Raw genomic sequence first — 12,175 nt, forward strand, 5'->3', positions numbered from 1 at the left:
TTCCGCCTAGCTCGCCAGGGCGGCGGCCTTCTGGGCCGGAGCCTCATCAGCCAGGGTGCGAACGAAGGCGTCGCGCCAGGCGCCCACATCCTCGCCCTGGACGTTCGCGAACAGAGCGCGCCAGCGGTCGATTCGCTCCGCCAGCGGCATGGTCAGCGCCCGCTTCAGCGCCTCGGAAATCTCCTCGGGGCTGTTGGGATTGACGATCAGGGCGTCCTTGAGCTGGTTCGCCGCGCCGGCGAAGCGCGACAGGATCAGCACGCCGGGGTCCTCCGGATTCTGAGCGGCGACGTACTCCTTGGCCACCAGGTTCATGCCGTCGCGCAGCGGCGTCACGAGCGCCACCTTGGCGGCGCGATAGAGACCGGCGAGCTCGTCGCGCCGGTAGTTGCGGTTGACGCAGCGCAGGGGATTCCAGTCGAGATCGGCGTGCTCGCCGTTGATCCGCCCCGACAGGGCGTCCAGGCGCGAGCGGATCTCCTGGTAGGATTCCACCGACTCCCGGCTGACCGGGGCCACCTGGACCATCAGCACCTCGCGCCGAAGGTCCGGATTGTCGGCGAGGAAGCGTTCGAAGCCGGCGAAGCGCTCCTCCAGCCCCTTGGAATAGTCCAGCCGGTCGACTCCCACGATCAGCTTGCGGAAGACGCTGTGGGCCGCCATGCGGTCATAGGTGCGGTTCGCGCGCTCCGAGGTCAGCATCTCGGCGAAGTCGCCGGCGTCGATGCCGATGGGAAAGGCGCCGGTCTGAACCACGCGGCCGAAGGCCTTCAGGCAGTCGGGACTGAGCTTCTCGCCGCCCGCCTCGGCGACCACATACTCCTCGAAGGCGGTGACGTATTCCGGCGTCTGGAAGCCGACCAGATCATAGTCGAACAGCGCCTCCACCAGCGCCTTGTGCGTCGGCAGGGTCACCATCAGCTGGTGCGCCGGCCAGGGAATGTGGAGGAAGAAGCCCATCCGGTTCTTCAGGCCCAGGCGCCGCAGCTCCCGGGCCATGGGGATCAGGTGGTAGTCGTGGACCCAGATCAGGTCGTCGGGCTCGATCAGCGGGCGCAGGGTCTCGGCGAAGCGCTTGTTGACCCGCTGATAGCCCTCGTCGAAGGAGCGGTCATAGGCGGTCAGGTCCACCCGGTAGTGGAAGAGCGGCCAAAGCGTCTTGTTGGCGTAGCCGTTGTAGTACTCCTCGAAGTCGGACTGTTCGAGGTCCACCGTGGCGACGGTGACGCCCTCGATCCGCCGCATGGCGAGCTGGCCGCTGAAGGCCGGGGCGGTCCTGCCGCTCCAGCCGAACCAGATGCCCGAATACTCCCGCAGCGCCGCCGCCAGGGCCATGGCCAGACCGCCGACGCTCTCCTCGCCCTTGCCCGCCGGCGGGTTGACCCGGTTGGACACGACGATCAGGCGGCTCATAGGGCGGACTCCAGCCAGTCGAGCACGGCGCTCACATCCTCCAACCGATGCGTCGCCGCGCTGTTCCTTGCCGGTCCCACGAGAACGCCGAATCCGCCCCCGTCGCGCGCCGCGCGGAAGGCGGGCTCGTCGGTCAGGTCGTCGCCCACGAAGACCGGCGTGCTGCCGGAAAACGGCGGGACGGCCATGAAGTCGCGCAGGGAATCGCCCTTGTCCGGCCCCGGCGTGCGCAGCTCCACCACCATGTGGCCGGGCTGGAGCTTCAGGCCGGTCCGCTGCGCCAGGTCCTGGGCCAGCGCCTGGACGGCGTCGGCCTCCGCCGGCGCCTGGCGGTAGTGCAGGGCCGCGCTCAGCCCCTTCTCCTCCACGATCAGCCCCGGGTCCCGGCCGGCGAGCTCGCGGAAGGCCGAGAGCGCCTCGGGCAGGGCCGGGTGCGGGGGCACGGGGTCGAGAGCGCCGTCCGGACGACGCCGATCGAGACCGTGGACCGCGGCCACCGGGCCGACGGCGGCGCCGGCGATATGGTCCACCTCGGCCAGGGTGCGCCCGGAGAGGATGGCCACGCGCCCGTCCATGCGGCGGACCAGCGCCTCCAGGATGGCGGTGCGGCGCGGGTCGGGGCCGACGTCGGAGGGACGCGCCACGATCGGCGCCAGCGTGCCGTCGAGGTCGAGGAACAGGGAATGGCGCGACAGGTCCAGCGCCGGCGGCGTGCGTGCTTGGGTGTCTGTGATGGTCATGGTCTGGCCCGCCCTCCCGGCGCCTAACGCGGGACGGCGGCTTCGGCTCCCTTCGTGGCTGAGACGCCGCGCGCGAGCTGAACCGGCGCGGCGCCTTGACGTTGCCTCAACTGAGGTAAGGGTATCGCTCCGCGATCTCCACTCCTCTATTCCCGCCCGACCTCAGGAAGGTGAAGCCCATGGCCAAGGCGCCCGAAGCCGATGCGATCGTCCTGTTCGGAGGCGCCGGCGACCTCGCCCTGCGGATGCTCTTCCCCTCCCTCTACTTCCTCGACGCCGACGGCTTCCTGCCGGAGGGCTTCCGGATCATCGCCGTCGCCCGCAGCGAGCTGGCGGCCGAGGATTTCCGGCGCCAGGTGCGCGAGGCGGTCGAGACGCGCGCCCGCCCCGTCGCCGTGGACGAGGCGGTCTGGAGCCGGTTCGCCGCGCGTCTGGACTACCGGGCGGTGGACGCCACCCAGGCCGGGGAGCTGAAGGTCGTCGAGGCCGCGCTCGCCGGGGCGCGCGCGCCGATCTTCTATCTGGCGCTGTCGCCCAGCCTCTATATCGGCGTCTGCCAGGCGCTCTGGGCGTCGGGGCTGGCCACGCCCCAGAGCCGCATCGTGCTGGAAAAGCCGATCGGCCAGAACCTGGAGAGCTCGCGCGAGATCAACGCCGCCCTGGCCGAGGTGTTCGAGGAGGAGCAGGTCTTCCGCATCGACCACTATCTGGGCAAGGAGACGGTGCAGAACCTGATCGCCCTGCGGTTCGCCAACACCCTCTTCGAACCGCTGTGGAACAACCTGACCATCGACCACGTCCAGATCACCGTGGCCGAGACCGAAGGGGTGGGCGAGCGCTGGCCCTATTACGACGAGTACGGCGCCCTGCGCGACATGGTGCAGAACCACGTCCTGCAGCTTCTCTGCCTGGTGGCCATGGAGCCGCCCTCGGACATGGACGCCGACTCCCTGCGCAACGAGAAGGTCAAGGTGCTGCGCTCCCTGCGCCCCTTCACCCGCCACGAGGCGGGCCAGTCGAGCGTGCGCGGCCAGTATGTGGCCGGCGTCGCGGGCGGCGAGGCGGTGGCCGCCTACGAGGCCGAGCGCGGCCAGCCGAGCGCCACGGAGACCTTCGTCGCCCTGCGGGTGGACATCGACAACTGGCGCTGGGCCGGCGTGCCCTTCTTCCTGCGCACCGGCAAGCGCCTGCCTGAGCGGCGGACCCAGATCGCCATCCAGTTCAAGGGCGTGCCCCACTCCATCTTCGGCGGCCAGGCCACGACCGACCTCACCGCCAACCGGCTGGTGATCGACCTGCAGCCGGACGAGGACATCGAGCTGCTCCTGATGAACAAGGCGCCGGGTCTGTCCCAGGGCGGCATGCGGCTGCAGTCCCTGCCGCTGTCCCTGTCCCTGCTGAAGGCCTATTCGGGGCCGAACTCGCGGCGGCGGATCGCCTATGAGCGGCTGATCCTCGACGTCATCCACGGCGACAACGCCCTCTTCGTCCGCCGCGACGAGGTGGAGCAGGCCTGGCGCTGGGTGGACGGCGTGGCCGAAGCCTGGGACGAGGCGGCCATGGCGCCGCGCCCCTATCCGGCCGGCAGCTGGGGCCCCGCCGGCGCCTTCGCCCTGATCGAGCGCGCCGGCCGCGCCTGGTACGAGTAGGGCCGGGCGAAGACCGGCCTCACCCCTTCGGCGGATAGGCGTGCCGGCCGCCGTTGGGATCCTCGACGCGCCAGGCTCCGTCCTCGCCCTCGGCATAGGCCGGGCCGATCGGCGCCTTGCCGTGGCCGCCGGGAATGTCGAGGACGTAGGTCGGCTGGCAGAGGCCGGAATAGTCGCCGCGCAGGGCGCGCATGAGGGCCTGACCCTCCTCGATCCCCACGCGCAGGTGCGAGGTGCCGGGCGCCAGATCCCCCTGGTGCAGGTAGTAGGGCTTGATCCGCGTCTCGACGAAGGCCCGCATCAGGGCGCCGAGCACCGCTGGATCGTCATTGACCCCGCGCAGCAGGACGCTCTGGCTGACCATGGGGATGCCGGCGTCGACGAAGCGGGCGCAGGCGGCCCGCGCCGCGGGCGTCAGCTCGGCCGGGTGGTTGGCGTGCAGGGCGACATAGACGGCCTTGCCCGGCGCCTTGAGGGCCGCGACCATCGCCTCCGTCACCGCGTCCGGATCGACCACCGGCCGGCGGGTGTGCAGGCGCACCACTTTCACATGGTCGACGGCGCCGAGCCGGCCCATCAGCTCGGCCAGCCTGCGGGGCGAGAGGACCAGCGGGTCGCCGCCCGTCAGGATGACCTCCCAGATCTCCGGCCGGCTCTCGATATAGGCCAGGGCCGCGTCCAGCTGGGCGGCGTTCAGCGCGCCTTCCCCGCCGGGCCCCACCATCTCGCGCCGGAAGCAGAAGCGGCAATAGACGGCGCAGACGTGCGTGACCTTGAGCAGCACCCGGTCGGGATAGCGGTGGACGACGCCTTCCACCGGCATGTGGGCGTGGTCGCCGATGGGATCGGCCCGCTCCTCCGGCGTCTGGGAGAGCTCGGCCTCGTCGGGCAGGTACTGGCGGGCCAGCGGCTCCCCGCAGGCGGCGACCAGCTCGGCGACGGCCGGCGTGACGGCCACGGCGTACTGCGCCGCCACCGCCTCCAGGGCGCGCACGCGCTCGGGCGCGATCAGGCCGGCCTGGGCCAGGGCCGCGGGCGTGCGCAGGGTCTTGGTCGCCGTCATCGGCGCCATATGGGGCAAGGCGGCCCCCGCGGCAATGCGGCCTAGATCTCCGCCACCGGCGTCCAGACCACCTGCTCGATCCTCTGCGCCCCGGTGGCCAGCATCACCAGCCGGTCGAAGCCGAGCGCCGAGCCGCTGGCCGGCGGCATGTGCGCCAGCGCTGAAAGGAAGTCCTCGTCGATCGGATAGCGCTCGCCATAGATGCGGGCCTTCTCGTCCATCTCGGCCTCGAACCTTCGGCGCTGTTCGGCCGGATCGGTGAGTTCTCCGAACGCATTGGCCAGCTCCACCCCGCAGGCATAGAGCTCGAACCGCTCGGCCACGCGGGGATCGGCGGGCTTGGGCCGGGCGAGCGCCGCCTCGGCCGTCGGGTATTCGCACAGGATGGTCGGCCGGCCGAAGCCCAGGTTCGGCTCCACCTTCTCGACCATGATGCGGCTGAAGACGTCGGCCCAGCTGTCGTCCTCAGCCACCCGGATCCCGGCCGCACGGGCCTGGGCGGCGAGCGCCCCGCCGTCGGTGTCGCCATCCGCCGCCACCGTGGCGAGGAGGTCGACGCCGGCATATCGCTCATAGGCCTGCGCCACGCTCACCCGCTCGGGTTCGGCGAAGGGGTCGGCCGTCCCGCCCTTCCAGGTCAGGGCCCTGGTCCCCGCCGTCTCGGCCGCAAGCGCCAGCAGGGCGGCGCAGTCGGCCATCAAGGTCTCATACGGCTGATCGACCCGGTACCACTCCAGAAGCGTGAACTCCGGGTGGTGCAGGGGCCCGCGCTCGCGGTTGCGCCACACCCGGGCGAGATCGAAGATCTTCGTCTCGCCGGCCGCCAGCAGCTTCTTGGCCGCGAATTCGGGCGAGGTGTGCAGGTGGAAGGGCCGCGCGCGGCCGTCCGGCCCGATCGCCTGCGTCGAAAAGGCGTGCAGATGGGCCTCGTTGCCGGGCGAGACCTGCAGGGCCGCAGCCTCCACCTCGGTGAAGCCCTCGGCTTCGAACCAGCGGCGCACGGCCCGCGTGATCGCCCCGCGAAGCGTGAGGAACGGGCGGCGGTCGGCATGGCGGCGGGCGTCCCACCAGGGGGTCGGGGTCGAGGTCATGAAGGCCCTGCGATGGCGGTGTGACTGGCGAAAGCGCCTGCGATCCTGTAGTGCGCGGGCTCGAAGTCTTTACCGAAGGGACCGGCGCGGCCGCCAGGGCCGCCTCTCCCCGAACCACGCACCAAGGAAGAAGTCACACGTGAAGGTCGCCGCCAGCTCGCTCCGCAAGGGTAATGTCGTCGATATGGACGGCAAGCTCTACGTCGTCCTGACCACCCAGAACATCCATCCCGGCAAGGGCACGCCCGTGACCCAGCTGGACATGCGCCGCATCTCCGACGGGGTGAAGGTCTCCGAACGCTATCGCACCACCGAGCAGGTGGAGCGGGCCTTCGTGGAGGAGCGCGAGCACACCTTCCTCTACGCCGACGGGGAGGGCTATCACTTCATGAACCCGGAGAACTACGACCAGCTCGTGGTGCCCGAGGACGTGATCGGCGACGCCAAGGTCTATCTGCAGGACGGCATGGCCGTGCAGCTCTCCACCCATGAGGGCGTGCCGATCGCCATCGAACTGCCGGCCCGCGTGACGCTCGAGATCGTCGAGACCGAGCCGGTGGTGAAGGGCCAGACGGCCTCCTCCTCCTACAAGCCGGCCATCACCGACAACGGCCTGCGCGTGATGATCCCGCCCTACATCACCACGGGCACCAAGATCGTCGTCCTCACCGAGGACGGCTCCTACGTGGAACGCGCCAAGGACTGAGGGCGGGGAGGACCCCCTCAGTCACCTGCGGTGACAGCCCCCCTGGAAGGGGGAGCATCTTGCACGGAGTCGGCCTTAGCCTCGACGCAGATCCTCCCCCTCCTCGAGGGGGAGGTGGCCCGGAGAGCCGGAGGGGGCCCGGCGCCCCCTACTCCGGCCTGCGCACCCAGTCGGCGACGCCCAGCCGCGCCGGGGCGGACTTCAGCGCCTCCATCAACCGGGCGTTCTTCGCCGACATGCAGCCGGCGTCATGGTTCAGCGTGGTCTGGGTCCCGTCGGCGGCGCTCCACACCACGGTGTAGTGCGACATGTCGGTGGCCTGCCGCTCGCAGGTCGTCTGCTCCGAGGCGCCCGTCGCCGGGCGGAAGGGGGCGAGCGCGCGGGCCACGGCCTCATAGCCGCCCGCCGGCGCCTGGGCCTCGCGGCGGCCCTCGACGGCCGTGTGGCGCTCGCCCACGAACACCACCTGCCCGCCCGCCTTCACCTCGACCGAATAGACCGGGCAGAAGCCGAAGCACGGGCCGACGGAGATCGCGAGGGTCTCCGCCGCCGGCGGGGCGCCCGGCGCCGGCGTGGCGCAGGCGGCGAGGCCGGCGAGCAGGGCGGCGGCGGCGAAAGCTCTCAGCATCATCGAATCTCCGTCAGCATCGGACTTTGGCCGGCCCAATAAGGCGCCGGCATGGCTTCGGTTCGCTCCAGCCTTTGCGCGCCGCGGCCGCCCTGCCAAGGTGAAAGAAAACACCGCAAGAGGAGACCCCATGGCCGGCAGCCGCCACCTGGTCGATCCGCAGCTCCTGCCGCTGCTGGAGACCATCCCGCCCTTCGAGCTCTCCGAGGCCGTCCTGCCGATGATGCGCGGCCGTTCGGCGCGCTTCACCCCGCGGGCCGAAGACGTGGCGCGCACCACCCTGGAGCGGCGGCGCGTCCCGGGTCCGAAGGACGCGCCCGAGGTCGAGGTCCTGGTCTATCGCCCCAAGGCGGCGACCGGGCCGCTGCCCGCCATCCTGCACATCCACGGCGGCGGCTATGTGGCCGGGACGGCGGCCGACAACGAGGCGGTCCATCGGCCGCTCGCCGCCGACCTCGCCTGCGTCATCGTCTCGGTGGAGTACCGCCTGGCGCCGGAGACGCCCTTCCCCGGCCCCGTGGAGGACTGCTACGCCGCGCTCGCCTGGATAGGCCGCAACGCCGCCGAGCTCGGCGTCGACGCGACCCGCCTGGGGGTGATGGGCGAAAGCGCCGGCGGCGGCCTGGCCGCCGCGCTCGCCCTGCTGGCGCGCGACCGCGGCGAGCACGCGCTCGCCTTCCAGCACCTGATCTATCCGATGATCGACGACCGCACCTGCGCCGCAGCCGAGCCGCATCCCTATGCCGGGGAGTTCGTCTGGACGCCCCAGGCCAACCGCTTCGGCTGGCGGTCCCTGCTGGGCCAGGAGCCGGGCGGCGAAGGCGTCTCTCCCTACGCGGCCGCGGCCCGGGCCGAGCGGCTGGAGGGCCTGCCCCCCGCCTTCATCGCCACCGGCTCCCTCGACCTCTTCCTGGAAGAGGATCTGGCCTATGCGCAACGCCTGCTGCGCGCCGGCGTGCCGGTGGAGCTGCACGTCTATCCCGGCGCCTTCCACGGCTTTCAGTGGGCGGCCGAGGCCGAGGTCAGCCAGACCGCCGCCCGCGACAGCCGCGCCGCGCTCGCCCGCGCGCTCCGGCCCTAGCCGAACAGGCCCGCCACATAGGCGCTGGTCGCCACAGCCATGGTCGCCAGGGTCAGGCGGGGCCCGCGCACGAAGATGCAGGCGGCCATGAGCAGCCAGACCACGGCCGCCTTGACCAGGATGTCCAGTCCCTCGGGCCAGTAGTAGTCCCAGCCGAGAAGGCGGACGAAGAGGCCGAGCTGCGTCAGGTTCGCCGCCAGCATGATGCCGATGACCGGTCCGCGGACGGTGTAGAAGTGGTCGTCCTTCTCCCGCTCCGGCGCCACCGTGCGCGGAAAGACCAGATAGGCGGCCACATAGTAGGCGCTGGCGAACAGGGTCGAGCCGATCAGCACCACGTAGGAGAACTCCACCCGGTCGCGCATGAACCAGGCCGCGCCCCAGAAGGAGACGATGTCGGCGATCATCAGCACGGCCAGCAGCATGTTGAGCCAGCTGACCGGCGCGCGGCCCCTCGCCTCCACCGTGCGCGCCACCCCGCCCAGGACCTCGGCCATGGAGAGGCCCAGCAGCAGGCTGAGCAGGGAGAAGACGAACTCGAAGGTGCTCAAGGACGGCGGGTCCCTGGCCGCCGGCGCGGCGGCTTGGCGGGGAGCGCCTGCGGCCGCAGCATCGCCTCGCGCTCGGCCGGCGTGATCGGACGCCACCGGCCTTCGGGCAGGTCCCCGACCTTCAGGGGGCCGATGCGCAGGCGGTAGAGGTCGGTGACGGAAAGGCCCACCAGGTCGCACATGCGGCGGATCTGGCGGTTGCGGCCCTCCTTCAGGATGAAGCGCAGCCTCTGATCGCCGGCCAGCGTCACCCTGGCGGGCCGGAGCTGGCGGCCGTCCAGCGCCAGGCCGTGGCGCAGCAGACCCAGGGCCCGCTCGGTGATCTCGCCGCGCACGCGGACCAGATACTCCTTCTCCATGTCGGATTCCGGTCCGATCACCGCCTTGGTCAGCACGCCGTCCTCCGACAGGATGAGCAGGCCGCGGCTGTCCATGTCGAGCCGGCCCACCGGCGCCAGGCGGCGGTCGGGGCCGGGGATGTCGTCGCTCTGGCCGAACAGGGCCTTGCGCGTCAGCAGGCGCACGGCCGGCGTCTGGCCGGGCTCCGGCTGGCCGGAGACATAGCCGACGGGCTTGTTCAGGATGACGGTGAGCTGGCCCTCCAGCCTGGCCTGCGCCTGGTCGGCGAGGACCAGGGTCTGGCCCTGGGCGATCTTGCGGCCGGGGTCGGCGACCGGTTCGCCGTCGATGGAGACGAGGCCGGCGGCGATCAGGGCCTCGGCCTCGCGCCGCGAGCAGACGCCCGACTGGGCGAGCCAGCGGTTGACGCGCTGAGGCTCGGCCTCCTCATAGGTCCGCGTCCAGGCCATGGCCGGTCAGCCGCCGTGGCGCTCGCGCTTGCGGATGAACATGGCCGCGTCGGCCTCCGCCACGATGGCCTCGGGATCGCCCTCGATCGGGATCTCGCGCACCCCGAAGGAGATGTGAAGGGGGGCCGACCAGTCGCCGAACTGGATGGGCGCGGCCTCCAGGGTGCGGGCGAGCGCCTCGGCCTTGGCCTCGGCGGTGCGGTAGCCGGCCTGGACCAGGATGACGGCGAACTCGTCCCCGCCCATGCGGGCGACGATGTCGCTTTCGCGCACCAGTCCGGTCAGGCGCTCGGCCACCGCCTTGAGCACGGCGTCGCCCGCCGCGTGGCCGAAGCGGTCGTTGACGCTCTTGAAGTCGTCCAGGTCGAAATAGACCAGGCTGGCCGGCGAGTTGTAGCGCCGCGAGAAGGTCTGGATGCGCGAGAGCTCGCGCATGAAGGCCCGCCGGTTGAGCAGGGGGGTGAGCGCGTCGCGGTCGGCCAGGCCCTCCACTTCCGCAAGCTTGGCCTTCAGCCGCGAGACTTCGCCGCGCAGGTCGTCGATCTCCGTCAGCAGGGTCTGGACCGCGCCGCGAACGGCCGGCGTCAGGTCGGCCTCGCTCAGCCCCAGGAATCCCGCCTTGTCGGCCGGCAGGGCGCGGGCCGCGCCGCTCTGGACGCCCGCCTGGGCGAGCGCGCGCTTGCGGATCGCCGCGAAGGGTTCGGTGCGAGCGCCCGTGATCTTCATGGGGTGGGAATCACTTCAGCCTTAACCATAAGAATCGTAATCGCGATCGGTTGCGGGCGCAAAGGCGGCGCCTATACTCCGCGCCTTTCCGATCGAGGGGCCCCAAAGATGGCCAATCCGACCTCCGCGGGCCAGGGCGGCCGCGCCCCTGTCGCCATCATCATGGGCAGCCGCTCCGACTGGCCGACCATGAAGTTCGCGGCAGAGCAGCTCGACGCCCTGGGCGTGGCCTGGGAGGCCAGGGTGGTTTCGGCCCACCGCACGCCCAAGCGCCTCTACGACTTCGCCACCACGGCCCGGGCGGCCGGCTACAAGGTGATCATCGCCGGCGCCGGCGGGGCGGCCCACCTGCCGGGCATGGCGGCCTCCATGACGGAGCTGCCGGTGCTGGGCGTGCCGGTGGAGTCCAAGGCGCTGAAGGGCATGGATTCCCTGCTCTCGATCGTTCAGATGCCCGGCGGCATTCCGGTGGCGACGCTCGCCATCGGGGAGGCCGGGGCCAAAAACGCCGGCATCCTCGCCGCCCGCATCCTGGCGACGTCCGACCCCGCCCTTTCGGAGCGCCTGACCGTGTTCGCCCGGGACCTGGCCGACGCCGTGGCCGAGACGGTGGAGGACTGATGGACGCCGGATTCCCGCTCGCGCCCGGCGCCACGATCGGCATCCTGGGCGGCGGCCAGCTCGGCCGCATGCTGGCGCTCGCCGCCGCGCGCCTCGGCTTCGACGTGGTGGTGCTGACGCCCGAGATCGACGCCCCAGCCAGCCGCGTGGCCCGCGAGACGCTGATCGCGGCCTATGACGACCCGGACGCGCTCGCCCGCCTGGCCGACCTGTCGGACGTCATCACCTACGAGTTCGAGAACGTGCCGGCCGCGGCGGTCGAGCGGCTCAAGGCCCTCGGCGCGCCCGTCGCGCCCGGCGGCCAGGCGCTCGCCGTGGCCCAGGACCGGGTGGCGGAGAAGACCTTCCTCAACGAGGCCGGCGTCAAGACCGTCGCCTTCGCCACGGTCGACAGCGCCGAGGAGGCGGCCGAGGCCGCCCGGCTGCTCGGCGTCCCGGCCCTGATGAAGACCCGGCGGGAAGGCTATGACGGCAAGGGCCAGAAGTGGGTCGAACACGCCGCCGACGCCGGCGCGGTGTTCGAGGCCCTCGGCGGGGCGCCCTGCATCCTCGAGGCGCCGGCCGATTTCGTGCGCGAGCTGTCGATCATCGCCGCCCGCGGCCGCGACGGCGGCCTGGCCATCTATCCCATCGGCGAGAACCATCACGAGGCCGGCATCCTGCGCCGCACCGTGGCCCCGGCCCGCGCCGCCCCCGAACTCGCCGCCCAGGCCGAGCGCATCGCCGCCCAGATCCTGACGCGGCTCGACTATGTGGGCGTCATCGGCGTGGAGCTCTTCGAGCTCTCCGACGGGCGCCTGCTGGCCAACGAGATCGCGCCCCGGGTCCACAACACCGGCCACTGGACGCAGGACGGCTGCGAGGTCTGCCAGTTCGAGCAGCACATTCGCGCCGTCGTCGGCTGGCCCCTCGGCCCGACCGAGGCGCGGGCGCGGGTGGAGATGGTCAATCTGCTGGGCGACGAGGCGGGCGGCTGGGCGAAGTTCGCCGCCGAGCCGGAGACCCGGCTGCACCTCTATGGCAAGCGCGAAGCCAAGCCGGGCCGCAAGATGGGCCACGTGAACCGCCTGTCCCGGCTGGAGCCTGGTCGGTAGGCG

General features: G+C 71.6%; 13 protein-coding genes. 5 read left to right on the forward strand and 8 right to left on the reverse strand.

Annotation, left to right across the window (positions count from 1 at the left end; all coding sequences use genetic code 11):
• Positions 1-6: 6 nt before the first annotated feature.
• Positions 7-1,413 carry an alpha,alpha-trehalose-phosphate synthase (UDP-forming) gene (gene otsA, locus H2041_RS13795; RefSeq protein ID WP_293413528.1) on the reverse strand — a complete coding sequence of 469 codons (1,407 nt, stop codon included), beginning with the start codon at positions 1,411-1,413 and terminating at the stop codon, positions 7-9.
• On the reverse strand, positions 1,410-2,153 hold the full coding sequence (otsB, locus tag H2041_RS13800; RefSeq protein ID WP_293413530.1) for a trehalose-phosphatase: 744 nt from the start codon (positions 2,151-2,153) through the stop codon (positions 1,410-1,412). Before otsB ends, otsA begins: the two co-directional genes overlap by 4 nt.
• Before the next feature lie 179 nt (positions 2,154-2,332).
• On the opposite strand from otsB, the gene zwf reads away from it, so the two are divergent.
• Positions 2,333-3,802: a glucose-6-phosphate dehydrogenase gene (zwf, locus tag H2041_RS13805; RefSeq protein WP_293413532.1), complete on the forward strand. Its 1,470-nt coding sequence runs from the start codon at positions 2,333-2,335 to the stop codon at positions 3,800-3,802.
• Positions 3,803-3,821: 19 nt separating this feature from the next.
• Here the strand turns inward: zwf and H2041_RS13810 are convergent, their stop codons facing one another.
• Together H2041_RS13810 and epmA are read right to left on the reverse strand one after the other, a co-directional pair.
• Positions 3,822-4,865 carry a lysine-2,3-aminomutase-like protein gene (locus H2041_RS13810; RefSeq protein ID WP_293413534.1) on the reverse strand — a complete coding sequence of 348 codons (1,044 nt, stop codon included), beginning with the start codon at positions 4,863-4,865 and terminating at the stop codon, positions 3,822-3,824.
• A 41-nt stretch (positions 4,866-4,906) separates the two neighbouring features.
• Positions 4,907-5,956 (reverse strand): EF-P lysine aminoacylase EpmA, encoded by a 1,050-nt coding sequence (gene epmA, locus H2041_RS13815; protein WP_293413535.1) that lies wholly within the window; start codon positions 5,954-5,956, stop codon positions 4,907-4,909.
• 139 nt (positions 5,957-6,095) lie between these two features.
• On the opposite strand from epmA, the gene efp reads away from it, so the two are divergent.
• Positions 6,096-6,662, forward strand: coding sequence for an elongation factor P (efp, locus tag H2041_RS13820; protein WP_293413537.1), 567 nt, complete (start codon positions 6,096-6,098; stop codon positions 6,660-6,662).
• Between the two features lie 148 nt (positions 6,663-6,810).
• On the opposite strand, the gene H2041_RS13825 is transcribed toward efp, so the two are convergent.
• Positions 6,811-7,293 carry a DUF6438 domain-containing protein gene (locus tag H2041_RS13825; protein WP_293413539.1) on the reverse strand — a complete coding sequence of 161 codons (483 nt, stop codon included), beginning with the start codon at positions 7,291-7,293 and terminating at the stop codon, positions 6,811-6,813.
• Positions 7,294-7,420: 127 nt separating this feature from the next.
• On the opposite strand from H2041_RS13825, the gene H2041_RS13830 reads away from it, so the two are divergent.
• On the forward strand, positions 7,421-8,371 hold the full coding sequence (locus tag H2041_RS13830; RefSeq protein WP_293413541.1) for an alpha/beta hydrolase: 951 nt from the start codon (positions 7,421-7,423) through the stop codon (positions 8,369-8,371).
• Here H2041_RS13830 and H2041_RS13835 read toward each other — a convergent pair.
• From H2041_RS13835 to H2041_RS13845, 3 genes are read right to left on the reverse strand one after another with little or no spacing between them, the layout of a single operon-like run.
• Positions 8,368-8,922 carry a hypothetical protein gene (locus H2041_RS13835; protein ID WP_293413543.1) on the reverse strand — a complete coding sequence of 185 codons (555 nt, stop codon included), beginning with the start codon at positions 8,920-8,922 and terminating at the stop codon, positions 8,368-8,370. The two genes, H2041_RS13830 and H2041_RS13835, sit on opposite strands and share 4 nt — an antisense overlap.
• The gene (locus H2041_RS13840; RefSeq protein ID WP_293413545.1) at positions 8,919-9,731 is read right to left on the reverse strand and encodes a pseudouridine synthase; all 813 of its coding nucleotides are present in this window, start codon (positions 9,729-9,731) and stop codon (positions 8,919-8,921) included. The genes H2041_RS13835 and H2041_RS13840 overlap by 4 nt, the downstream gene beginning before the upstream one ends.
• Before the next feature lie 6 nt (positions 9,732-9,737).
• Positions 9,738-10,457 (reverse strand): GGDEF domain-containing protein, encoded by a 720-nt coding sequence (locus H2041_RS13845; protein ID WP_293413547.1) that lies wholly within the window; start codon positions 10,455-10,457, stop codon positions 9,738-9,740.
• A gap of 108 nt (positions 10,458-10,565) precedes the next feature.
• Here H2041_RS13845 and purE point away from each other — a divergent pair, with 108 nt between their 5' ends.
• Both purE and H2041_RS13855 read left to right on the forward strand, forming a co-directional pair.
• Positions 10,566-11,078: a 5-(carboxyamino)imidazole ribonucleotide mutase gene (gene purE, locus H2041_RS13850; RefSeq protein WP_293413549.1), complete on the forward strand. Its 513-nt coding sequence runs from the start codon at positions 10,566-10,568 to the stop codon at positions 11,076-11,078.
• Entirely contained in the window at positions 11,078-12,172 is a 1,095-nt protein-coding gene (locus H2041_RS13855) for a 5-(carboxyamino)imidazole ribonucleotide synthase (protein ID WP_293413551.1), read from the forward strand. Before purE ends, H2041_RS13855 begins: the two co-directional genes overlap by 1 nt.
• Positions 12,173-12,175 lie beyond the last annotated feature (3 nt).

Origin of the sequence: Phenylobacterium sp., from assembly GCF_013911965.1 — a bacterium.
Lineage (GTDB): Bacteria > Pseudomonadota > Alphaproteobacteria > Caulobacterales > Caulobacteraceae > Phenylobacterium.